Source organism: Nocardia rosealba, assembly GCF_020216065.1.
In the GTDB taxonomy this organism is placed as follows: Bacteria; Actinomycetota; Actinomycetes; order Mycobacteriales; family Mycobacteriaceae; genus Nocardia; species Nocardia rosealba.
This window is the reverse complement of the sequence record NZ_JAIWNA010000004.1, coordinates 272536-295499: the sequence shown is the minus strand read 5'-3', so window position 1 is coordinate 295499 and position 22964 is coordinate 272536. Positions and strand designations below refer to the sequence as shown.

The 22964-nt window shown below is 68.1% G+C and carries 24 protein-coding genes; 11 read left to right on the top strand and 13 right to left on the bottom strand.

Going from position 1 to position 22964, the window contains the following annotated elements:
- Position 1: 1 nt before the first annotated feature.
- The 5 genes from ybeY to hrcA form a co-directional block, all read right to left on the bottom strand.
- Entirely contained in the window at positions 2–556 is a 555-nt protein-coding gene (gene ybeY, locus LDL21_RS18190) for an rRNA maturation RNase YbeY (RefSeq protein ID WP_067486705.1), read from the bottom strand.
- 110 nt (positions 557–666) lie between these two features.
- The gene (locus tag LDL21_RS18185; protein WP_067487115.1) at positions 667–1761 is read right to left on the bottom strand and encodes a PhoH family protein; all 1095 of its coding nucleotides are present in this window, start codon (positions 1759–1761) and stop codon (positions 667–669) included.
- A gap of 172 nt (positions 1762–1933) precedes the next feature.
- Positions 1934–2674, bottom strand: a complete 741-nt coding sequence (locus tag LDL21_RS18180) for a 16S rRNA (uracil(1498)-N(3))-methyltransferase (RefSeq protein WP_225281059.1) — start codon at positions 2672–2674, stop codon at positions 1934–1936.
- Positions 2675–2680: 6 nt separating this feature from the next.
- The gene (gene dnaJ, locus LDL21_RS18175; protein WP_067642316.1) at positions 2681–3835 is read right to left on the bottom strand and encodes a molecular chaperone DnaJ; all 1155 of its coding nucleotides are present in this window, start codon (positions 3833–3835) and stop codon (positions 2681–2683) included.
- A gap of 133 nt (positions 3836–3968) precedes the next feature.
- Positions 3969–5003, bottom strand: a complete 1035-nt coding sequence (gene hrcA / locus LDL21_RS18170) for a heat-inducible transcriptional repressor HrcA (protein WP_181698380.1) — start codon at positions 5001–5003, stop codon at positions 3969–3971.
- Between the two features lie 296 nt (positions 5004–5299).
- On the opposite strand from hrcA, the gene LDL21_RS18165 reads away from it, so the two are divergent.
- Positions 5300–5653, top strand: a complete 354-nt coding sequence (locus LDL21_RS18165) for a hypothetical protein (protein ID WP_225281058.1) — start codon at positions 5300–5302, stop codon at positions 5651–5653.
- Positions 5650–7020, top strand: coding sequence for a hypothetical protein (locus LDL21_RS18160; protein WP_225281057.1), 1371 nt, complete (start codon positions 5650–5652; stop codon positions 7018–7020). Before LDL21_RS18165 ends, LDL21_RS18160 begins: the two co-directional genes overlap by 4 nt.
- A 57-nt stretch (positions 7021–7077) precedes the next feature.
- On the opposite strand, the gene LDL21_RS18155 is transcribed toward LDL21_RS18160, so the two are convergent.
- The 4 genes from LDL21_RS18155 to LDL21_RS18140 all read right to left on the bottom strand — a co-directional run bounded on the left by LDL21_RS18155 (position 7078) and on the right by LDL21_RS18140 (position 10037).
- Entirely contained in the window at positions 7078–7320 is a 243-nt protein-coding gene (locus LDL21_RS18155) for a hypothetical protein (RefSeq protein ID WP_067486687.1), read from the bottom strand.
- A 189-nt stretch (positions 7321–7509) separates the two neighbouring features.
- The gene (locus LDL21_RS18150; RefSeq protein WP_308017145.1) at positions 7510–8043 is read right to left on the bottom strand and encodes a DinB family protein; all 534 of its coding nucleotides are present in this window, start codon (positions 8041–8043) and stop codon (positions 7510–7512) included.
- A gap of 131 nt (positions 8044–8174) precedes the next feature.
- Positions 8175–9395: a radical SAM family heme chaperone HemW gene (gene hemW, locus LDL21_RS18145; protein ID WP_372462201.1), complete on the bottom strand. Its 1221-nt coding sequence runs from the start codon at positions 9393–9395 to the stop codon at positions 8175–8177.
- A 216-nt stretch (positions 9396–9611) separates the two neighbouring features.
- Entirely contained in the window at positions 9612–10037 is a 426-nt protein-coding gene (locus LDL21_RS18140) for an SgcJ/EcaC family oxidoreductase (protein WP_225281056.1), read from the bottom strand.
- Between the two features lie 430 nt (positions 10038–10467).
- Between LDL21_RS18140 and LDL21_RS18135 the strand changes: the two genes are divergently transcribed.
- From LDL21_RS18135 to LDL21_RS18115, 5 genes are read left to right on the top strand one after another with little or no spacing between them, the layout of a single operon-like run.
- Positions 10468–12261, top strand: a complete 1794-nt coding sequence (locus LDL21_RS18135; RefSeq protein ID WP_225281055.1) for a nitrite/sulfite reductase — start codon at positions 10468–10470, stop codon at positions 12259–12261.
- Positions 12262–12281: 20 nt separating this feature from the next.
- Positions 12282–13001, top strand: coding sequence for a phosphoadenylyl-sulfate reductase (locus LDL21_RS18130; RefSeq protein ID WP_067642387.1), 720 nt, complete (start codon positions 12282–12284; stop codon positions 12999–13001).
- Positions 12980–13957, top strand: a complete 978-nt coding sequence (gene cysD / locus LDL21_RS18125; protein ID WP_443678044.1) for a sulfate adenylyltransferase subunit CysD — start codon at positions 12980–12982, stop codon at positions 13955–13957. The genes LDL21_RS18130 and cysD overlap by 22 nt, the downstream gene beginning before the upstream one ends.
- 1 nt (position 13958) lies before the next feature.
- Positions 13959–15254: a sulfate adenylyltransferase subunit 1 gene (locus LDL21_RS18120; RefSeq protein WP_067642321.1), complete on the top strand. Its 1296-nt coding sequence runs from the start codon at positions 13959–13961 to the stop codon at positions 15252–15254.
- Positions 15254–16099, top strand: a complete 846-nt coding sequence (locus tag LDL21_RS18115; protein ID WP_225281053.1) for a sirohydrochlorin chelatase — start codon at positions 15254–15256, stop codon at positions 16097–16099. Before LDL21_RS18120 ends, LDL21_RS18115 begins: the two co-directional genes overlap by 1 nt.
- A 333-nt stretch (positions 16100–16432) precedes the next feature.
- Here the strand turns inward: LDL21_RS18115 and LDL21_RS18110 are convergent, their stop codons facing one another.
- The gene (locus LDL21_RS18110) at positions 16433–16708 is read right to left on the bottom strand and encodes a hypothetical protein (protein ID WP_225281052.1); all 276 of its coding nucleotides are present in this window, start codon (positions 16706–16708) and stop codon (positions 16433–16435) included.
- Between the two features lie 30 nt (positions 16709–16738).
- Between LDL21_RS18110 and LDL21_RS18105 the strand changes: the two genes are divergently transcribed.
- A complete protein-coding gene (locus LDL21_RS18105) occupies positions 16739–17434 on the top strand; it encodes a DUF8832 domain-containing protein (protein ID WP_225281051.1) in 696 nt (231 codons plus the stop codon).
- Positions 17435–17488: 54 nt separating this feature from the next.
- On the opposite strand, the gene LDL21_RS18100 is transcribed toward LDL21_RS18105, so the two are convergent.
- Positions 17489–18097 carry a TetR/AcrR family transcriptional regulator gene (locus tag LDL21_RS18100; protein ID WP_225281050.1) on the bottom strand — a complete coding sequence of 203 codons (609 nt, stop codon included), beginning with the start codon at positions 18095–18097 and terminating at the stop codon, positions 17489–17491.
- A gap of 102 nt (positions 18098–18199) precedes the next feature.
- On the opposite strand from LDL21_RS18100, the gene LDL21_RS18095 reads away from it, so the two are divergent.
- On the top strand, positions 18200–19603 hold the full coding sequence (locus LDL21_RS18095) for an MFS transporter (protein WP_225281049.1): 1404 nt from the start codon (positions 18200–18202) through the stop codon (positions 19601–19603).
- 147 nt (positions 19604–19750) lie between these two features.
- A complete protein-coding gene (locus LDL21_RS18090; protein ID WP_181698371.1) occupies positions 19751–20110 on the top strand; it encodes a hypothetical protein in 360 nt (119 codons plus the stop codon).
- Here the strand turns inward: LDL21_RS18090 and LDL21_RS18085 are convergent.
- Positions 20084–21046: a helix-turn-helix transcriptional regulator gene (locus LDL21_RS18085; RefSeq protein ID WP_225281048.1), complete on the bottom strand. Its 963-nt coding sequence runs from the start codon at positions 21044–21046 to the stop codon at positions 20084–20086. The genes LDL21_RS18090 and LDL21_RS18085 overlap by 27 nt on opposite strands.
- A 92-nt stretch (positions 21047–21138) precedes the next feature.
- Here LDL21_RS18085 and LDL21_RS18080 point away from each other — a divergent pair, with 92 nt between their 5' ends.
- Positions 21139–21561 carry a VOC family protein gene (locus tag LDL21_RS18080; RefSeq protein ID WP_225281047.1) on the top strand — a complete coding sequence of 141 codons (423 nt, stop codon included), beginning with the start codon at positions 21139–21141 and terminating at the stop codon, positions 21559–21561.
- Positions 21562–21563: 2 nt separating this feature from the next.
- Here the strand turns inward: LDL21_RS18080 and LDL21_RS18075 are convergent, their stop codons facing one another.
- Positions 21564–22358 carry an HAD family hydrolase gene (locus LDL21_RS18075; protein WP_225281046.1) on the bottom strand — a complete coding sequence of 265 codons (795 nt, stop codon included), beginning with the start codon at positions 22356–22358 and terminating at the stop codon, positions 21564–21566.
- Positions 22359–22964: the final 606 nt, after the last annotated feature.

The following is a 22964-nucleotide window of genomic DNA, read 5'->3' as shown; positions in this document are numbered from 1 at the left end:
GTCACGCGGGGCCCAGTGCGTCACCCGGTGCGGTGAACCCTGCCTTACCGAGCAGGCGGGCGTCACGTTCGGCCAGTTCGGCGCGCAGCTGTTCTTCGCGCAGGCTCTGGTACCACTCCTCGAGCAGCTGGGCCTGCAGCGCGAACATCTCCTTCTCCTCCTCCGGCTCGGCATGGTCGTAGCCGAGCAGGTGGAGCACGCCGTGCACGGTGAGCAGGGCCAGCTCGTGGTCGAGCGAATGACCGGCCTTCTGCGCCTGGCCCATGGCGAATTCCGGGCACAGCACGATGTCGCCGAGCATGGACGGGCCGGGCTCGGGGCTGTCGGGGCGACCGCCCGGCTCGAGTTCGTCCATCGGGAACGACATCACATCGGTGGGGCCGGGCAGGTCCATCCAGCGCACGTGCAGGTCGGCCATGGTGTCGAGATCCACGAGCACCATCGACAGTTCGGCGGCCGGATGCACGTCCATCCGTCCGATCACGAAACGGGCGACGCTGACCAGGTCTTCTTCGGGGATGTCCATACCCGATTCGTTGGCGATCTCGATGCTCACGTGTTCAGGGTACGGGCCGCTGGACCGAGTCCTGTGCACCGCCCTACGACGCGACGTACCGAGTACGCCGCGTCGTATCGATGGGCATCGTCGCAGCGTGTGGCTGGTGACTACCGGCGATCCGCCCGGCCCGCTGCCCGGCGCTGGGCCCGGTTGCCCGGGTAGTGCGGGGCGGGAACCGCGCGGGTCTCGGATTCGAAGCGGTCGTAGGCGTCGACGATGTCGGAGACCAGCCGGTGACGCACCACATCGGAGCTGGTGAGTTCCGAGAAGTGGATGTCGTCGATATCGGTGAGGATCTCCGAGGCCGCCCGCAGACCCGAACGCTGCCCGTTGGGCAGGTCGACCTGCGAGATATCGCCGGTGACCACCATCTTCGAGCCGAAGCCGAGACGGGTGAGGAACATCTTCATCTGCTCGGCCGTGGTGTTCTGCGCCTCGTCGAGAATGATGAACGAATCGTTGAGGCTGCGACCACGCATGTACGCCAGCGGCGCGACCTCGATGACACCGGAGGCCAGCAGCTTGGGGATGGCTTCCGGATCCATCATGTCGTGCAGGGCGTCGTAGAGCGGACGCAGATACGGGTCGATCTTGTCGTTGAGCGTGCCGGGCAGGAAGCCGAGACGCTCACCGGCCTCGACCGCGGGCCTGGTCAGGATGATGCGGGTGACCTGCTTGGTCTGCAGGGCCTGCACCGCCTTGGCCATCGCCAGGTACGTCTTGCCGGTACCGGCCGGGCCGATGCCGAACACGATGGTGTTCACGTCGATCGCGTCGACGTAGCGCTTCTGGTTCAGCGTCTTGGGCCGGATGGTCTTGCCGCGCCGCGACAGGATGTCCAGGCTCAGCACCTCGGCGGGCGATTCGGACACGCCCGCGTCGGTGAGCATGGACACGGTGTGCCGGACCGCCTCGGGTGTGATCACCCGGTTGCGGCCGGTCAGCGCGACCAGCTGCTCGACGACGCGCTCGGCCAGTGCCACATCGGCGGCCTTGCCGGTGATGGTGACGGTGCTACCGCGCACGTGGATGTCGGCCGGAAGCAACTGCTCGAGCTGACGGAGGTTCTGGTCGGCCGAGCCGAGGAAGGGGAAAACGGATTCGGGGGCGAGTTCGATGCTGGAACGCACGGTTCGCGCCGCCGGGGATGCTCCGTTGCCGTCGGTGCCGACGCCTGGGACGGGGAGGGTGGGATCGCCGATCTCGCCTGTGTTCTTCAAAAGTGGCTATAGCCTGCTTCCGGTCTCGACCTGGTGTTCGATGAGACCAGTTTACCGCCGCCCACCGACACCGCACAGCGGTTAAAAATCAGGACGTGGTAGAGGACCCGCCCCTACCCGGCCGGGGTACCCCCACGGCGCGATTTCGCGTGCCTCACCAGCGCTCGGTCAGCGCTCCGAGGGCGCCGAGAGCGACCGCGGCGGCGGTGGATGTGCGCAGGACGGTCGGGCCGAGCAGCACGATCTCGGCGCCCGCGTCGGCTAGAGCGACCAGTTCGGCGTCGTCCAAGCCGCCTTCCGGGCCGACGATGAGAACCACTTCCCTGCTCTGTGCGAGCGGAAGCTCGGTGAACTTGCCGGTGCCCGACTCGTGCAGAGCGGCAACCACCGCGCCGTCGGCCTTCGCCGCGCGCACCAGTTCGAGCAGGTCACGGGTGCGGTGCAGGCCGGCGACCTCGGGAATGTAGGCGCGGCGCGACTGCCGTGCCGCGGATTTCGCCGCTGCCCGCCACTTCTCGATGCCCTTGGCGGCCTTGGCCTCCCAGTTGGCGACGCAGCGCGCGGCCTGCCAGGGCACGATCAGGTCGGCGCCCGCCTCGGTCATCAACTCGACGGCCAGCTCGGAACGATCCGATTTCGGCAGTGCCTGCACCACGGTGACCTGCGGGATGACCGGTTCGGCCAGCCTGCGGTTGCGCACCGTGAGCTCGAGGCGGTCCTTGGCCGCCGCGATCACCTCGGAGTCGGCGAGCACACCGTGTCCGTCGGACAGGGTGATGAGCTCGCCCACCCGGGTCCGGCGCACCGTCGCGGCGTGCCTGCCCTCCGGGCCGTCGAGCACCGCGACAGCGCCCGGCTCGGGAATGTCGTCGAGGTAGAAGACCGTGGCGGCCATCGGGCCTCAGCGACCGCTGAACGAGGCGCGCAGCCGGGCGAACAGGCCGCTGTTGTGCTCGGACTGCGACGACATCACCTCGGCGCGATCCTTGTCACGCATGCCCTTGAACTTGCGCAGCAGTTCGGTCTGCTTGCCGTCGAGCTTGGTCGGCACCACGATGTCGAGGTGGGCCAGCAGGTCGCCGCGCGCGCCCGAACGCAACCGGGGCATGCCGTGTCCGCGCAAGTGGATGACCTCACCCGGCTGGGTGCCCGGGCCGATAGTGAGTTCGGTGGGCCCGTCGAGGATGGTGTCGACGACCACGGTGGTGCCGAGGATCGCGTCGACCATCGGGACCCGAACGGTGCAGTGCAGGTCGTCGCCGTCGCGGACGAACGTGTCGTGCGGCTGCTCGACGACCTCGACGTACAGGTCGCCCGCATGGCCACCGCCGGGGCCGACCTCACCCTGAGCGGCCAAGCGCACCCGCATGCCGTTGGCGACACCGGCCGGGATCGGCGCGGCGATCTCGCGGCGCGCACGCACGCGGCCGTCGCCACCACACTTGGTGCAGGGGTCGGGGATGACCTCGCCCGCGCCGCGACAGGTCGGGCAGGGACGCGAGGTGAGCACCTGGCCGAGGAACGAGCGCTGTACCGACTGCACTTCGCCCGCGCCGCCACAGGTTTCGCAGCGCACCGGCTTGGAGTTGCCGTTGGTGCCCGCGCCGTGGCAGAGGTCGCAGAGGATGGCGGTATCGACGGTGAGGTGCTTGGTGACGCCCACCGCGCACTCGGCCAGGCTCAGCCTGGTGCGGATCAGCGAGTCGGCGCCGGGCTGCACGCGGCCGCGCGGCTTGCGCGCACCGCCGCCCTGGCCGCTCATCCCGCCGAAGAACGCCTCGAACACATCACCGAGACCGCCGAACCCGGCACCGCTGAATCCCGCACCGCCGCCGCCGTTTTCGAGCGGGTCACCGCCGAGGTCGACGATCCGGCGCTTCTCCGGGTCGGTCAGCACCTCGTAGGCGGTGGACACTTCCTTGAACTTGGCCTGCGCGGCCTCGTCCGGGTTCACGTCGGGGTGCAGTTCGCGGGCGAGTTTGCGGTACGCGCGCTTGAGCTCCTGGTCGGTGGCATTCTTGCCGACGCCGAGCAGTCCGTAGTAATCCCGTGCCACTTGAGTTCTCTAGTCCTTGGTCGCTGTGGTCCAGCCGAACGCCGGGCGCATCCTTTAGTCTGTTCGACTCAACTTTACCCCGGTCGAAGTACCGACCATAACAGTGCCCGCACGGTCGCCGCCGACCCGGCGGTCACCTTTCGGCCAGGACCTCGCCGATATAGCGGGCAACGGTCGCCACCGACGCCATGGTGCCGGGATAGTCCATCCGGGTCGGGCCGAGCACGCCCATACCGCCCAGCACCGCGCCCGCCGCGCCGTATCCGGTGGACACCACGGAGGTGCCGCGCATCTGCTCGACCTGGGTCTCCTCGCCGATCTGCACGGTCACCTGACCCGGCTGCTGGGCGGCCGCCAGCAGCTTCAGCACGATGACCTGTTCCTCGAGCGCCTCGAGCACGGTGCGCAGCGAGCCGGGGAAACCGAAGTCGGCGACATTGCGAGTGAGGTTGGCGGTGCCGCCGAGCACCAAACGCTCCTCCGGGTGCTCGACCAGAGTTTCCACCAGCACGGTCGACACCCGGATCAGCACATCGCGGATCTTGGCCGGCGCGCGTTCGGGCAGTCCGGCCACCGACGCGCTGGCCACCGAGAGCAGTTTGCCGTCCATCGCGCCGCCGAGCAGGCCACGCACGGCGGCGAGGTCGTCCTCGGAGATCACCGCGCCGAGGTCGACGATGCGCTGATCGACGCGACCGGTGTCGGTGATGACGACCAGTAACAGGCGGGCGGGATTGAGCGCGACGACCTCGATGTGGCGCACGGTCGACGCCGACACCGTCGGATACTGCACGACGGCGACCTGGCGGGTGAGCTGAGCCAGCAGTCGCACTCCTCGGCGCAACACGTCGTCGAGATCCACGCCGGATTCGAGGAATTCCATGATCGCGCGGCGTTCGGCGCCCGAGAGCGGCTTCACCTCGGCGATCCGGTCGACGAATTCTCGGTAGCCCTTGTCGGTCGGCACGCGCCCGGAACTCGTGTGCGGCTGGGTGATGTACCCCTCCGCTTCCAGGACCGCCATGTCGTTACGGACGGTGGCGCTGGACACTCCGAGATTGTGCCGTTCGACCAGCGACTTCGAGCCGATCGGTTCCTTGGTGGCGACGTAGTCCGCGACAATCGCTCGCAGGACCTCGAATCGCCGATCTTCGGTGCTCGAAGCCATCGACCCCACCTCCTCGCTCGTGCCGGGTACGTCGTCGGCCCGCGTTGCTTGTAGTGCTGGGCACAGACTCGCACGCGGGCGCTCGGGGCGTCTTGCAGTCCAGTCTAAATTGTCTCGTTCTCCGGTGAGTTCTCCACAGGGCGGAGTTATCCACAGGGCGAGGATCGGGGCTTGTCGCGGTATTGCGCCCAGCGTACGTTCGGTCGTGAATCAGGCGCTTTACCAGCGCTTTTCCGGGGCGGGAGGGGTTTGCTATGCGATTCGGTGACGAGTGGTGCCGGGGTGACTCTGCGGTCGTGGTGTGGCCGGAGGAATTCGCCGGGATAGATCGGGCGTGTGTGACGCTTCTCGAGGTAGTCGAGAGGGTGTCGTTGCTTGCCGGGCAGATCCGTTCGCAGACGCACTGGGGTCTCGGGGAAGGTGACGGGCGGCTGATCTCCGGGCCCGCGCTGGTCGGCCGGTTCCGGGAGGCGGCGGAAGCGGTGGGTGCCGCGATGGAGGCGCACCGCCGGATCGTCGGTGACCTCCGCGAGGTGTATCGGATCGCGCGGGACCGGCTGGTGGCGGTCGACGAAGAGTGGGCCCTGCGTCTGACCGACGCGGAAGCCGCGCTGGGGACGCGTGATCTGTTCGCGGTCGGTGCCCGATGACGCCGGGCGGTGGTGAGAACGTCCACCATTGGCGGCATCGAGAGATCACCGAGGTGTTCTCATCCCTCGATGCCACCGATGCTGTCGCACAAGCGGACACGTTCCAGCAGGTGGCGCGGTGCTGGGAAGAGGGGCTGGATGCCTTCGATCACGCGATCAGCGTGGGGCTGCCGGCGGCCTGGTCGGGTGTCGGTGCGGAGGTCGCGATGTCTTCCATCCGGCGATATCTCGATCAGGCACGGGAACTCGTCGCCGCGGTCCATGCCATCTCCGTTCTGGTGCAGGCGGCGGCCGACGCGGTAGTCGCGACCAAGTACGCGATTCCCGAAATCGTCGAGGAGTCCGCTGTGCCGGTGTGGTCCACCGATTCGGGTGGCATGCGGGAGGCCGGCATCCGGGAAGAAGAGGCGAGAGCCGCCATGCGTGATCGCTACATCCGGCCTTTCGGCGAGATCTTCAGCCGAATTCCTTTGATACTGCGGCCAATTCCTCTCGACGCGACTACTGGGAACGGCGGCCCTCTCGGCAACGACCTGCCCACGCCCTTGCCGGCCCACGTAGTCCCGGGCCCCGAGCATTACCGACCCATCGGGACCGACCCTGCCATTGACGCGAATGTGCAGAGAACATGCGACGAATCATCCGGGCCCGCAGCGTCTTCGGGCCACGATGTGGATCGGTCTGCCGTTACCGGCGCGGTGCCCAGTTCCCTCGCTGACCTGCCGGGTACTGACACAAGGCGATTCGACGCGAACCTCGACGGCGCGAGCGGAGCTGCGACGGGTATCCGCATCGGAGCCGGTGGCGAAGGAACAGCAGGCGCACTGGACGTCGGCGCGGCGAAGGTCGATGTGATGCGTGTCGGTGAATCCCCAGGGCCGAATGCCTGCGGTGGCCCGAGCTCGAGCAGCGGGCAACGCGAGGCAGGCCAGGCGAACACAGAGGCTGATAGCCCCGGTGCGGCGGCACGCAATACATTCGCAGACCGCATCGCGCTCGCAAGTATGGCGTTGACCGCAAACGACGCTCTGGCTGGCAACGCAGTCGCCGCAAACAACGCCCCAACAGGCAACGTACTAGCGGCGGATAGGGCCCCGGCAGGAAATGCGCCGACGGCGGGCGATGCGGGAGTCGAGACGAAGGCGTCCGGCGCGGGGCAGGTGGCCGCGCGGTGGTTCCACTACGTTGCGCCGGCGCCGGGTGTGCCTGACACAGAGCAGGAGGAGCACGCCCGTGGGGTGCCGGAGTACTTGATCACCTCGGCCAATACCGAGGTGTTGCTCGGTCGACCGGCGCCGACCATTACCGATGGGGTGATCGGTGGGGTGCGGGGTGACGGGCACGGGTCCACGGTGCGGAGGTATTGATGTCCGCGGGTGGAGGAGTCGGGTCACGGTCGCCCGGGGTGGGCGACCGTGAGCCGATCAGATGCGGCGGGCGGCGCCGACGCGGGCGGGTGAGTGGGCGGCGCCCACTTCTTTGCCCGCGAGGGCATCCAGGCCGAGCATGGCCAACAGTGACACGCAATCTTCGGCATCGTTGGAATGCGAAGCGACCGTCCGTGCGGCGACCGCGCACTGACGAGCGTTCTCCGCCTTCTCAGCAGAGCGCGCTTCAGCGAACTCGCTCTGCTCGTGGACGAGGGTGATGTGCCGTTCGGTGGACATATAGCTCCCTAGGTTTCGACCCGAAGCCTACGCCCCCAATCGTTATCTTCGGCCCCGAACCCACCGAAGAATCGGTTCGGATACCCCGGTGGCCGACCCCCGCCGATGGGTGTGCATCAGGCCACATCATCCCGATGACCGGGGGATAACCGAAGCCGCGGTGAGCGCGACCATGCCACGAAAAAGACGTCACGAAACGGCATCGCGTACCGCGCGTTGCAACCGCAGCTGTCCGATCTCGGCCACGTTCTTCATCAGTTCGGCATCGACCCAGCCGACCAGATGCGCGACGGTCAGGCCGACGTCGGCAGGCCATGGATAACGGGAGGGGAGGTCGAAGTCGGCGTCGTCGAGTTCGCTCAGCGTGTCGAGCCACTCCTGCCGTAGGCGGCGGAGCCACTCGATGGTGCTGTCGCCGGGTCCCGGCCAGGCGATATCCGTTCGCTCACGTGGTGCTCGCTGCCGCAGATGATCGATGGCCACGCTCCACCACCACCCGATGTGCCAGGTGAGCCAGCCGATCGTCGGTACCGGAATCGGATCGGGTTCGGTATCCGCCCAGTCCGCAACCCACCCGCCTGCGGGATCTTCGCGCATCGTCCAGCACAGGGCGCTCGGCTCCCACAGGAAGTCCTCCTCGTGCAACCGCTCGAGGTGATACTCGAACAACGACCAGACGAGATCGAACTGCCACCGCAGCAGCTCACTTCGTGATGTGGACACGAGCCGGATCGTGCCACGACCCCCGCGAACGAGCGAACGAATTCCAGGGCCGGCACGGGGGCAGTCCGACGAGACCACGCAGCGCAAGGCGCTACGACGAGTAGCTGTTGGTGAAAGAGCGTCGGTGGCGCTCAGCCGAGGAGATCGCGGACGATGCCGTCGGCCAGCAGTCGTCCACGATCGGTGAGGACGAGGTGGTCGTCGACGACCTGGGCCAAGCCGTCGGCGAGAACACGGTCGAGAGCTGGGCGCGAGGAGGCGGCGAGGTCGGCGAGGGGAAGGCCGGTGCGCAGGCGAACGGTGAGCATGAGGTGTTCGGTGTAGCGCTCGTCGTCGGTGAGGGCTTCCCAGCCCGCGGCGGGCAGACCGCCGAGGGCGACGCGGTCGGCGTAGCGGGCGGGGTGCTTCACGTTCCACCAGCGCACACCACCCACGTGACTGTGTGCGCCGGGACCCGCACCGAGCCAGTCACCACCGGCCCAGTAGCCGAGGTTGTGTCGGCAGCGCGCGGAATCGTTTGCGGCCCAATTGGATACCTCGTACCAGCCGAGCCCGGCCTCGGCCAGGCGGGCGTCGATGCGCTCGTAGCGGGCGGCGAGCACATCGTCGTCGGGTGCGGGCAGTTCACCACGGCGGACCTTGCGCGCCAGCGCGGTTCCGTCTTCCACGATCAGGGAGTAGGCGGACACATGATCCACACCGGCGGCCAGCACCGCGTCCAGGCTCGCGTCCAGATCGGCGTCGGTCTCACCGGGCGTGCCGTAGATGAGGTCGAGGTTCACGTGCTCGAATCCGGCGGCGCGCGCTTCCTTCGCCGCGGCCACCGCCCGGCCCGGCGTATGGGTGCGGTCGAGCACCTTCAGAACGTGCGCTGCGGCCGACTGCATGCCGAGCGAAATCCGGGTGTACCCCGCCGCGCGGAGGCGGTCGAAGAACTCCGGCGAGGTCGATTCCGGGTTGGATTCGGTCGTCACTTCGGCATCGGTGGCGAGGGTGAAGTTCGCGCGCACCGCGTCGAGCACCGAGGCGAGCCCGTCACCGCCGAGCAGCGACGGTGTTCCGCCGCCGACGAAGATCGTCGAAACCTGTGGAGTGGCGCTCGGCAGCGCGTCGAACTCGGTCGCCGCCGTGGCGAGCTCGCCACGCAACGCCTCGAGCCACGATTGCGGCGACGCCGAGGTGCCGAGCTCCCCCGCCGTGTAGGTGTTGAAGTCGCAGTACCCGCAGCGTGTGGCACAAAAGGGAACGTGCACATACACCCCGAACGCACCGCCCCCGAAATCGCGCAGCACCGGGCGCTCGGCGTCGGCCGGTGTCGCCACGGGAGCCACGGGAGTTGCGCTGGTAGTCACCCCTACAGTCTGCCGGGCCTCGGCGAACTGCCGCGTCCGGCCCCGGAACCGGTCGTTGCGCCCACGCTTAGCCACGCGGGACCCAGCCGGACTCGGCACCGCGCGGGCCGCTCGACCGACCGGGCGAGCGACCCGTGGCCCAGCTATGCGCCTGTCGCCGGAAAGTCCGAACCCCGCCCGGACGCCGGCGACGGGCAGTGCACGATGGCGGGGCGGTCAGTCCACCACGGGGGTGTTCTGATTGGCCGTGAGCACCCAGGCGCCGTCCTCCTTGGTCATCACGTACATGGGCGTGCCCTGCCCCGACAGCTCGCCGTCCAGCGTGAAGTAGCTCTGCCGGATCTTCACCGCGGCCACGTCGGGCCGCAGGAACAGCACGTGCTCGATCTCGTAGGTCGCCTTGCCGTGGGTGGTCGCGCCGGGCAGCACCTCGGCGGTGAACTCGGCGATGGCGGGACGGCCGAACAGCCGCTTGCCGTGGCCCGTGGTCCAGATCGCGTCCTCGCGGAAGACCGAGGTGAACTCGTCGATCAGTTCGTTGTCCTGCGCGTGCGCGATGGTCTCGACGACGGCGCGGATGGCCGCGAGTTCGGTGTCGAGACCGGCCGGGGTCCGGCCCGCTACGGTGACGTCGTTGCTCATGCGATCACTGTGGGCCCTCAACGGCGGTTGAGGTCAACCGATGTGACACCTGACACACGCGTGCCGCCGTCGAATCGCCGATAACTTCGCGGGCCGGAAATATGACCCCTGTCACAGAACGGTACGGTCGTCCAGGGGATTTCCCTCAAAAGTGCGGGAAATATCTCCTTGCGGTCGGAACGACCCCCCTGACATGGCACAATAGGCGCATGCACGCAACTGGAGTACGACTCGTGGCCCGTCGCCACGTCGACTTCCAACGTGTCTGCAGCGCCTGTTGTCGGCCCGGTTTCCACCGGTAGCGCAGCGGCGTCCGCCCGGGAATCTCCCGGTGCCTTCGACTTTCATCGGCCCGCTGACCACCTGACGCGAGCCAGCCCCTCGCGCCTTCAGCACGGATGTTCACCCACCCCCGCAGGAGCGACCCCACATGACGTCGAGCACCGACGCCGGTTCGACCGAACAGTCGACGGCGCAGGCCCGTCCCGAGCGCCCGGTCACCGAGCGCCGCGTCCGGCCCGACCGCCCGCGCCCCGAAGGCGCGGTCGCGCCGCGCGAGCGCACCGGCAAGCCGGTCCGCCGCCGCTCCGAAGGCCAGTGGGCCCTCGGTTACCGCGAACCGCTCAACCCGAACGAGCAGTCCAAGAAGGACGACAACCCGCTCAATGTGCGGGCCAGGATCGAGAACATCTACGCCAAGGGCGGCTTCGATTCGATCGACAAAGCCGACCTGCGTGGCCGTTTCCGCTGGTGGGGTCTCTACACCCAGCGTGAAGAGGGCTACGACGGCACCTGGACCGACGACGACAACATCGACCTGCTCGAAGCCAAGTACTTCATGATGCGCGTGCGCTGCGACGGTGGCGCGCTCAATGCCGCCCAGCTGCGCACCATCGGCCAGATCTCCACCGAGTTCGGTCGCGACACCGCCGACCTGTCGGACCGCGAGAACGTCCAGTACCACTGGATCGAGGTCGAGAATGTCCCGGAGATCTGGCGGCGGCTGGAGTCGGTCGGTCTGCACACCACCGAGGCGTGCGGCGACTGCCCGCGCGTGATCCTCGGTTCGCCGCTGGCCGGTGAGTCGCTCGACGAGATCATCGACCCGACGCCCGCGATCGACGAGATCGTCAAGCGCTACATCGGGAAGAAGGAGTACTCCAACCTTCCCCGCAAGTTCAAGACGGCGATCTCGGGCCAGCAGGACGTGGTGCACGAGATCAACGACGTCGCGTTCGTCGGCGTGAACCACCCCGAGCACGGGCCCGGCCTCGACCTGTGGGTCGGCGGCGGTCTGTCGACCAACCCGATGCTGGCCAAGCGCGTCGGCGCGTGGGTGCCACTCGACGAGGTGCCCGACGTCTGGGAAGCCGTGGTGTCGCTGTTCCGCGACTACGGCTACCGCCGCCTGCGCACCAAGGCGCGCCTGAAGTTCCTCATCAAGGACTGGGGCATCGAGAAGTTCCGCCAGGTCCTCGAGGACGAGTACCTGAAGCGCAAGCTGATCGACGGTCCCGCCCCGGAGCAGCCCGCCAAGCCGATCGACCACGTGGGCGTGCAGAAGCTGCGCAACGGCCTCAATGCCGTCGGCTTCTCCCCCATCGCCGGTCGCGTCTCGGGCACCGTCCTGAGCCAGGTCGCCGACGCCGCCGAGAAGTACGGCTCGGACCGCATCCGGTTCACCCCGTACCAGAAGCTGATCGTCCTCGACATCGCCGACGACCAGGTCGACGCGCTGATCGACGAGCTGGAACCGCTGGGCCTGCAGGCACGTCCGTCGGCCTGGCGGCGAAACCTGCTCGCGTGCAGCGGCATCGAGTTCTGCAAGCTGTCGTTCGTCGAGACCCGCAAGCGCTCGCAGGTGCTCGCCCCCGAGCTCGAGCAGCGCCTGGCCGACATCAACGCGCAGCTCGACGTGCCGATCACCATCAACATCAACGGCTGCCCGAACTCCTGCGGCCGGTCCCAGATCGCCGATATCGGCTTCAAGGGCCAGCTCGTCGACGACGGCAACGGGAATCAGGTCGAGGGCTTCCAGGTTCACCTGGGTGGCAGCCTCGGCCTGGACAGCGGGTTCGGCCGCAAGCTGCGTCAGCACAAGGTGACCAGTGTCGAGCTCGGCGACTACATCGAGCGAGTCGTGCGCAACTTCGTCAAGAACCGCGAAGACGGTGAACGTTTCGCGGTGTGGGCGGTTCGCGCCGACGAGGCCGACCTCCGTTAGTGGATGAGGAGATCTCAACTGTGACAACGAATCTCGCCGCCAAGCTGTCCGAAGACGAACTGCGCGCGCTCGCCGAGCAGGGCGCGGCCGAACTGGGCCCCGACGCCTCGGCCGCCGACCTGATCGCCTGGACCGACCGCACTTTCGGCAACAACTACATCGTCGCCTCCAACATGCAGGACGGCGTGCTGGTGCACCTGGCCGCGCAGACCCGCCCCGGCGTCGACGTGCTGTTCCTCGACACCGGTTACCACTTCGCCGAGACCATCGGCACCCGTGACGCGGTCGAGGCCGTGTACGGGGTGAACGTGATCAACGTGCGCCCCGAGCACAGCGTCGCCGAACAGGACGAGCTGCTCGGCAAGGACCTGTTCGCCCGCGACGCCGCGGAATGCTGCCGGTTGCGCAAGGTCGTGCCGCTGAAGAAGTCCCTCGCGGGCTACAACGCGTGGGTCACCGGCATCCGCCGCGTGGAGGCACCCACCCGCGCCAACGCACCGCTGATCTCCTTCGACGAAGCCTTCGGCCTGGTGAAGATCAACCCGATCGCACCGTGGTCCGACGACGAGATGCAGGCCTACATCGAGGCCAACGGCATCCTCGTCAACCCCCTGGTGGAGGAGGGTTACCCGTCCATCGGCTGCGCACCGTGCACGCGCAAGCCCGAGCCGGGGTCCGATCCGCGCAGCGGCCGCTGGGCAGGCCTGGCCAAGACCGAATGCGGATTGCACCAATCATGACCATCACCACCACCGGGAGTGAGCCTGTGAGCACCAACACCACCGAACGCGACCTCGGCCTGACCGAGTTCGACACCCTCGCGGCGCTGGAATCCGAGGCGATCCACATTTTCCGTGAGGTCGCGGGCGAGTTCGAGCGGCCGGTGATCCTGTTCTCCGGCGGCAAGGACTCCACGGTGCTGCTGCACCTGGCGCTCAAGGCCTTCTGGCCCGCGCCGCTGCCGTTCGCGCTGCTGCACGTCGACACCGGGCACAACCTCGACGAGGTGCTCGAGTTCCGCGACAAGGTGGTGGAGAAGTACGGGCTGCGCCTGCACGTGGCCTCGGTCGAGGAGTACCTGGCCGACGGCCGCCTCACCGAGCGTCCCGACGGCATCCGCAACCCGCTGCAGACCGTTCCGCTGCTCGACGCCATCACCGAGCACCGCTTCGACGCGGTCTTCGGCGGCGGTCGCCGCGACGAGGAGCGTTCGCGCGCCAAGGAGCGGATCTTCTCGCTGCGCAACGCCTTCGGTCAGTGGGACCCGAAGCGCCAGCGTCCCGAGCTGTGGAACCTCTACAACGGCAAGCACGCGCCGGGTGAGCACGTGCGCGTGTTCCCGCTGAGCAACTGGACCGAGCTCGACATCTGGCGCTACATCGCCCGTGAGGACATCGACCTGGCCTCGATCTACTACGCCCACGAGCGCCCGGTGTACCAGCGCGACGGCATGTGGATGACCCCCGGCGTGTGGGGCGGCCCGAACGAGAACGAGGTCCTCGAGACCCGCTCCGTGCGCTACCGCACCGTCGGTGACGGTTCGACCACCGGCGCCATCATCTCCGACGCCGCCGACAACGAGGCCATCCTGGCCGAGGTCGCCGCGTCCCGGCTGACCGAGCGTGGTGCCACCCGTGGCGACGACCGCGTCTCCGAAGCCGCCATGGAAGACCGCAAGCGAGAGGGTTATTTCTGATATGTCCGACCTATTGAGGCTGGCCACCGCCGGTTCTGTCGACGACGGTAAGTCCACTCTGGTCGGACGGCTGCTCTATGACACGAAGTCCGTGCTGGCCGATCAGATCGATGCCGTGACTCGCGCCTCGGTGGACAAGGGTCTGTCGACCCCCGACCTGTCGCTGCTGGTCGACGGTCTACGTGCCGAGCGTGAGCAGGGCATCACCATCGACGTGGCCTACCGCTACTTCGCCACGCCCAAGCGCTCGTTCGTGCTCGCCGATACTCCCGGCCACGTGCAGTACACCCGCAACACCGTGTCGGGCGCGTCCACCGCGCAGCTGGTGATCCTGCTGACCGACGCGCGCAAGGGCGTCATCGAGCAGACCCGTCGCCACGCCGCGGTGCTGGCGCTGCTCGGGGTGCCGAAGCTGGTGCTCGCGGTGAACAAGATCGACCTGGTCGACAATCCGGCCGAGGTGTTCGCCGAGATCTCCGCGGAGTTCAACTCGCTGACCTCGAAGCTGGGCTGGGCCGACGAGGACGTTCTCGAGATCCCGGTGTCGGCGCTGCACGGCGACAATATCGCCAGCCGCTCCGAGAACACCCCGTACTACGACGGTCCTTCGCTGATCGAGCACCTGGAATCGGTTCCGGTGGATGCGGATTCGACGGGCACGCACGCGCTGGGGCTGCGGTTCCCGGTGCAGTACGTGATCCGTCCGCGCACCGCCGAGTACCCCGATTACCGTGGGTACGCCGGTCAGATCGCCGCCGGTTCGGTGTCGCCCGGCGACGAGATCGTGGTGTTGCCCTCGGGTATTCGCACCACCGTCGAGCGCATCGATACCCCCGACGGTGAGCTGGCCGTTGCCCAGGTGGGACGCAGCGTAACCCTGATCCTCGCCGACGAGGTCGACATCTCGCGCGGCGACATCATCGCCTCGGTCGCCGACGCCCCTGAGGCGATCGACACCTTCGACGCCACCGTCTGCTGGCTGGGCGACAAGCCGCTGCGTCCCGGCGCGCGGCTGCTGCTCAAGCACGGCGCCAAGACCACGCAGGCGATCGTCGGCGCGCTGGTGGAGCGGTTCGACGAGCAGACGCTCACCGCGCAGCCGAGTCCGGAGACGTTGGAGCTCAACGACATCGGGCGGGTGTCGCTGCGGCTGGCCGAGCCGATCCCGGCCGACGACTACCGCACCAACCGGCACACCGGTTCGTTCCTGCTGATCGATCCCGCCGGTGGCAACACCCTCGCGGCCGGCCTGGTCGGCGATGTGCTGACCTCGGTCGAGGTCGGTACCACGGTCTGATGACACGCTCGCTCGTCCCGTCGCGCGGTGCCGTTCCGGTGCCGCGCGGCGGAGGCGGGTCCGCGCTGATCGCGGTGGCCCACGGCAGCCGCGATCCGCGTTCGGCGACGACGATGGCGGCGGTGGTCGCCTCGGTCGCCGCTGCCCGGCCGGATCTGACGGTCCGGTTGGCTTTTCTCGATCTCAGCGCGCCCTCGCTCGACCAAGTTGTCGACGAACTCGCCGCGCTCGGGCATCGCGATGTGATCGTTGTTCCGTTGTTGCTCGGCAATGCTTTTCACGCGCGAGTCGATCTGCCCGCCCTCTTGGCGGCATCCGCGAGCAGGCATCCGCTGGTGCGGCTGACCCAGACCGAGGTGCTCGGCGCGGATTCGCGGTTGATCGCGGCGTTGGCGGACCGGGTCGCCGTTGCGGCGGGTTTCCCAGTGCCCGAGCCTGTTTCGCTTTCCCGGCAGTTTATGCCCGCGGCCTCAGCGTCCGAAAGCGGTCCTGCCGCCGTCGGGGTCGCGGTTGCCGCTGTCGGATCTCGGGACGAGTCGGCGAATCGCCGGACCGCCGCCGTGGCTCGACGGCTCGCATCGACGACCGGACTTCGCACCGAAATGTGCTTCGCGACAGTCGAACCCAGCATCAAGGTGGCGGTCGAGCGGTTGCGTGCGCGCGGTGTCGAACAGGTCGTCGTCGCTCCGTGGTTCCTCGCGCCGGGGCTGCTCACCGATCGCCTGCTCCACCACGCGCCGCGTCTCGTGCACGCCGATGTCATCGGCCCGCACCCCGCGCTCACCGAGGTGATCTGGTCCCGCTACGACGCGGCGATCGCGACAGACCTCGAACTCTCCGCCTGACGAATCCCGCCGGCGCACCGCCGAGGATCTGGTCGCGCCCGCTCTCCGCGCCGATCTTCGGCGCACAGAATCCGCAGACGCCTCCGGGCGCCTTTCCTGCGCATAGCTCGCGCCCTTGACGCCTCGCCTGCATCTCCCGAAATGCTCCCGAAGTCAGCTGCGCTAGTGCGCCAGATCACACTCCGATCCCTTTACTGCATACCCCTAGGGGGTATAAATTCGTGTCAACGCACTAGGGATCAGAGAGGCAAGACAATGACCATCAACTCACACACCGCCCACAACACGAACGCTCTCGACACCACTCCCGAAAGCGCTGCGGCACAACACACCTCACACCTTGGCGCGCACGGCGAACACGCCGCCCACAGCGCCCACGGCCATGCCGAACACGGCACTCAGGCGCAGCAGGAATCGCACGCAGGACACGGGCACAGCGCACATGCAGCGCAGGCAGCCCATGCGGATCACGTCGACCATGCAGCACACGGCGGCCGCGACAGCCAGGCCGCGCACGAGGATCACGGAGCGCATTCCGGCCATGTGGGTCATGGCACCGGCGACGCAGTCGCAGCACAGCAGGGGAATCATGCCGGTCACGGCGACCACGACGCGCACGCTGCCGGGCTTCCCGGCGGGTTGCAGATCACCCAGGACGGCTACACCCTCGACCTGGAGACCACCGTGGCCCAGCCGGGCGTGATCGACTTCCGGTTCCGGATTCTCGGTCCCGACGGGACCGCGGTGACCGAGTTCGATCCCATCCACGATCGCGAACTGCACCTGATCGTGGCGCGGCGCGAGCTGACCGGGTTCTGGCATGTGCATCCGCGCCGGGAGGCCGACGGCACCTGGACGATCCAGCTGGAACTGCCGGAGGCGGGCGCCTACCGGGTGTTCACCGATATCGCGCCGCGCGCTCTCGGCCGCACCATCACCCTCGGAGCGGACCTCGCCATCGCCGGTCAATATGCGCCGCAACAGGTTCCGGCGGTTAATCGCAGCACGGAGGTCGACGGGTACACCGTGACCGTCGACGGTGAATTGCGCGCCGAGGGCGATCTGCTCACCCTCACGGTACGCAAGGATGGTGCGCCGGTCACCGATCTGCAGCCCTACCTGGCGGCTTTCGGTCACCTGGTGATCCTGCGGGCGGGCGACCTCGCCTACGTCCACGTGCACCCCAACGGCGAACCCGGCGACGGCATCACACCTTCCGGACCCGAAATCTCCTTCCACACAGCCGTTCCCGGACCGGGAACCTACCGCTTGTTCCTGGACTTCCAGCACGGCGACGTGGTCCGCACCGCGGCTTTCACCCTCACCGCCGAATAGCCGACCCCGCGAGCGGCGCCTCCACCCCACGGTGGTGGCGCCATCGGCATTTCCTCACCGATCCGCCAACAGGCGGGCGGTGATGGTCCGCGCGGCGCCCAAACGGGTCGAATCACCAAGCTGGCGGGCGATATTAGCGGCGCTGACCAGCGCGTCGAGCTCGAAAACCAGCTGATCGGGATCGGTTACCGCCAGATCGCCGCGTTCCTGAGCCTCGCGAACCTCGGTCGTCAACAGGCCAAGCCACTCCTCTCGATCGGCCACGATCGCATCGTGCACGGCGCCCTGCTTGCTACTGAACTCGGTCAATGTCGCGACCCGGAAACAGCCACCAGGGAACGGTGGATCAGCGATGTGGTCGAACCAGCGATCGATCAGCGCCCTGACTCGGTCGATGCCGCGCGGCTCCCGCAGGCTCGGCGCGATCACCCGCTCGATGAACACGTCGCGGGCGGCTTGCACGGCCGCGAGCTGGAGCGCCTCCTTGGTACCGAACAGCGTGGCGATACCGCTCTTGCTGATACCGAGATCCGCGGCGAGCTTGCCGATACTCAGGCCGTCGAGACCCTCGACAGAGGCCAATTCGGCCGCGCGGCGTGCGATCGTGGCACGCGCGCGGGCCCCCTTCGCCAGTCGCTGATCGCCGGGCTCGATCTGGGTCATAGCTGCCATTATCCCACCCGCAGTTGCTCGCACGAACGATCGGTCGTACTTTATTTACGAACGATCGTACGTTCTTATTTCTCTCCCCGAAGGGGCCCTCTCATGACCGACGTCTCCACTCGGCCCGAGCATCCGCGGACCAGTTCCGATACCCGCGCTGCGACGCGCACCCTGGCCGTTGCCGTAGGCGCGGCGTTCATCGCCTTCATAGATCTGTCCGTGGTGAACATCGCCTTCCCGACCATCGCATCCAGTTACCCCGACACCCCGGCCAGCACGCTGACCTGGATCGTCAGCGGCTATGCGATCGCCTTCGCCGCCCTGCTGACCCCTGCGGGGCGACTCGCCGACCACCTCGGACGGCGGCGGATGTTCGCGTTGTCACTGGCGGGTTTCGCCGTCACCTCCGTGCTGTGCGGGCTCGCGCCGGGTGCGGGCTGGCTCATCGCCGGACGCCTGCTGCAGGGCTTGACAGCGGCATTCATGGTTCCCTCGGCGCTCGCGCTCGTCCTGGTCGCCACCCCGAGGGAGAAGGTCGGCGCCGCCATCGCCGCCTGGACGGCCGCAGGCGGATTCGCCGCGGTGATCGGTCCGGCGATCGGCGGCGCGCTGGTGGAGACCCTCGGCTGGCGCGCGGTCTTCCTGGTCAACGTGCCGGTCGCGGTGGCATTGATCGTGCCTGCCCTGCGCCTGCCCATCGACGAGCCGCGCGCCGACACGGCCCTGCCCGACCCGCTCGGCATTGTCGCGATCGCACTCGGCCTCGGCGCGGTCGTCGCCGCGATCACCGAGGGGCAAACCTGGGGCTGGACCGCACCGGGCACTCTCGTCGCGCTGATCGGCGGCGCCGCGCTCGTGGGATTCGCGCTGGTTCGCTCGCTGCGCCACCCCGCGCCCGCGGTGGCCGTCAACCTCTGGCGGAATCGCCGATTCGCTCTCGCCAACGCCGGATCGCTGCTGTTCGGCGCGACGATGTTCGCTTGGCTACTCGCGGGACCCTTGTTCCTCGACGCGATGTGGGGGTACTCGGTCCTCGAATCTGCGGCTGCGCTCACCGTCGGCGCGAGCGCCTCCATGGTCACCTCGGTGCTCGTCGGCCGGATAACCACGGCAACGGCGCAGCGGTGGGCCGCAGTGCTCGGTGCGCTGATGTACACGGCCGCGCTCGCCTGGATGAGCACCGACGCTTTCGGCCCGGACACCGCACTGTGGTCGGCGTGGGTGCCCGCCGGGCTGCTCGGCGGCGGCGGCATCGGCATCGTTGTCACCGTGCTCGGTACCGCTGCGGCGAGTTCGGTTCCTCCACAACAGTTCGCGGCAGGCATCGGCATGAACGTGACCGCTCGTCAGGTGGGTGGCGCGGTCGGTGTCGCCGTACTCGCCGCGGTCTTCACCGCCGTCCCCGATGACGCGGTGCGCGCCTTTCATACAGTCTTCGCCATCGGCGCGGCGATCGGCCTGGCCGTCGCGCTACTCCTCCTCGTGCCGTCGAACGCACAGAACTAGGAGCCGATCTTGCACCGGACCACCACCGCACAAGAGACGGCAGCAACGGCGGCGGACAGCGCGCTGGTGGCAGACCAGAAAGCCGTTCGCCGAAGCAGCGGATGACCACCTTGACATCAACCGCGCTCGAGGTTTCACGATGACCTCATGAGCATCCTGTTTCACAACACCATGCGGATCACCGAAGGGCACACCGAGGAATTCAGCGAGGCGGTTCGGCGGGCGGTGTCCTTCGTCCGAGAGCACGGACCGCAGCTGATGGTGCAGGTCTTTCTCGATGCCGAGGCAGGGCTGGCGCACAGCTTCCAGCTCTATCCGGACTCCGAAGCGGTTCTCGCGCACTGGCAGATGTCGGACCCCTACATCCAGGACGTGATGGCGCACTGCACCATAGAGTCGTTCGAGACCTTCGGGGAGATGTCGGACGCGGTGCTCGAGGGATTGCGATCGGGCCCGGTCGGAGCGGTGACCGTGCGACCGCTATTGACCGGGTTCACCAGGTTGTGAACTGTTGGCGCGCAACAGTTCCGCACCGATAGCCGCCAGTTCGGCTTTCACCTCGGCGGGGCCGAGCACCTCCACATCGCCCGCCCAGCCCGCGAGCTGGCGGGCGACCATCTTGGGGGTGTCGGCGGTGATCTCGGCCAGCACCCGGCCGTCGTCGGTGCTGCCGACCAGGGCGCAGTTGCGGCCCTGCTGATCGGCGAGGATGGGAGCCAGGCGCTCCGACACCGCAACGCGGGCGGCGACGGCCGAGCGGCGTCGCTCCATTCGGTTGACCACCCGGGACCACTCTGCGTGCAGGTCGAAGTCGGCTGGTCGCTCAGCGGGTTCGTCGAGAACGGTCACCGCGCCGATGCGGTCGAGACGGAAGGTGCGCTGCCCTCGCTCGGTCCCCGCGAGGAGGTACCAGATCGTCTCCTTCTCGACCAGGCCCCACGGGTCGACGGTGCGCATCGTGCGCTGCCCCGCCCGCGTGTATTCGATGCGGACACGTCGTCGATCGACCACGGCACGCTGCAACGTGTCGAGCACGGCGGGTGGTTGCGGGTCGGGCCTTCCCCAGCGCGCCGGGTCGACGACCACCGCGTCGGCGGCCGCCGCGGCGTCGGCACGGAAGGTCTGCGGCAAGGCCCGGACCAGTTTGCGCAAGGCGGATTTCACCTCGGGAGCCGCGGCGGCCGCCGGGCCCGCGAGCAGGAACAGCGCCCTGGTCTCCCCGGCCGTGAGACCGGACAGGTCGGTGCGCGCGCCACCGATCAGCGACCACCCGCCCCCGCGTCCGGCTTGCGGATACACCGGAATGCCCGCCGCCGAGAGAGCCTCCAGGTCGCGGCGAGCCGTCGCCACCGACACCTCGAGTTCGGTGGCGACCTCGGCCGCCGTCACCCGGCCTCGCGCCTGCATGAACAACAGGGTCGCTACCAATCGGTCCGCTCGCATACTCACGATTCTGCCGAAGAAAGTGCTCATTCGGTGAGCACTTTGGCTGGCAGAGTTCAGGGAAACACCAGCACACCGACCCAGGAGCAGACATGTTGCGCGGAATGGCCACCACCACCTACTACGCCGACGACCTCACCGCCGCCAAGGACTGGTACACCGAGTTCCTCGGCCTGGCACCGTATTACGAGGTGCCGGGCGGTTACTACGAGTTCCGGCTCGGCCCGGGGCAGGACGAGCTCGGCATCATCAACCGGGCCTACGCGCCGGCCGGTGCCCGTAATGCGCCCGGTGGCGGCGGAATCGTGTACTGGCACGTCGACGATCTCGCCGCCACCCGCACCCGGCTGCTCGAACTCGGCGCCACCGAGTACGAACCGGTCACCGAACACGGCGACGGAGCGGGTTTCGTCACGGCGTCGGTCCTCGATCCCTTCGGCAATGTCCTCGGCATCATGTACAACCCGCACTTCGTGGCGATGACGGCCGTACGGGAGGCGGCGCTGAGCTCCTGAAGTCAGAACCAGCGCTCGAGGACGGTGGCGACACCGTCCTCGGTGACGTGGCCGGTCACCTCGTCGGCCATGGCGAGCACGTCGTCGGGTGAGCCCGTCATGGCGACCGAATGTGCCGCCCAGCGCAGCATTTCGCGATCGTTGAAGCCGTCGCCGATGGCGAGAGTCGCCGATGCGTCGACGCCGAGGGCGCACCGGAGGCGTTCCAGCGCCCAGCCTTTCGACACGCCACGACGTGAGACGGTGAGCCACGGCCCGAATTCACCGTGGACCCACGATGTTTCGGGCACCACGAGACTGTCGAGCTGACGCACCATCTCCGCGACGTCGCCACCGGGCCACCACCCGTTGAGACGGGGTGTGGGCTCGCTGCTGAGCACGTGGTGGTCGACGAGCTGGAAATCGCCGATCGAGTACTCCCCCGGGCTGTGACCCGTTGCCCAGATGCCGACGCCGACCCGCTCGGCGGCGAAGATCATCTCGGGGAACAGCGTTCGCAACGCGCCGACAGCGGGTGCCGGGTCGAACAGTTCCACCGCGACCGGTTCACCACGTGCCACGTCGATCTGCACCGCACCGTTGGAACACAGCGCGTGCCCTTCGATGAGACCGAGTTCGCGCAACACCGGCCGGGTGGTGAGGACGGTCCGCCCGGTCGTCACCACCACATGCGATCCCGCGGCCACTGCCGCCCGCACTGCCGCGACCACCCGCCCGCTGATGGGGCAACCGGACTCCAACAAAGTCCCGTCGATATCGAGCGCGATCAGTTTCGGCGCTCCCCCGAGTGCAGCCATCCACCCATTCTGCCCGCCGCCACCCCGATCTGCCCTGGAATTCACAGCCCTTGACGCCCTTGCTCCAGCCCGCGCAGCCGAATCTTCTCTACCCCATGGCCTCTCAGCGGTCCGGGATGCGCGACCAACGGTAGATCCGGCAGCACCTAGCGGAACCCGGACGCGGATCCGTGCAGTGTCGGATCACCTGGATGCTCGGTCCAGCAGATTTCCGATAGGGCCGCAGGTGTCGGTGTGCGGGGAGGGTGCGAATGGGCTCCGAGCGCACCACTTTGCAGCCCAAGGACTTTCAATCGGTGGTCACCCAGACCGAGGACACTCCGCCGCCGGTCGATGCCTGCCGCCGCCCGACGTAATGCCTGCCGCCGCTCGAGGTCTGCCACCGCTCGACGAAATGCCTGCCGCCGCTCGGCAACTACCGCCGCCCGACAAAATGCGCTCCGCCGCTCGGCAACTACCGCCGCCCAACGAAAAGACCACCGCCGCTCAGCATCTGCCGCCGCCCGACGAAGAACCGCGCCACGCTCCGCGTCTGCCGCCACCCGACAAAATGCGCTCCGCCGCTCGGCATCTGCCGCCGCCCAACGAAAGGACCACCGCCGCTGA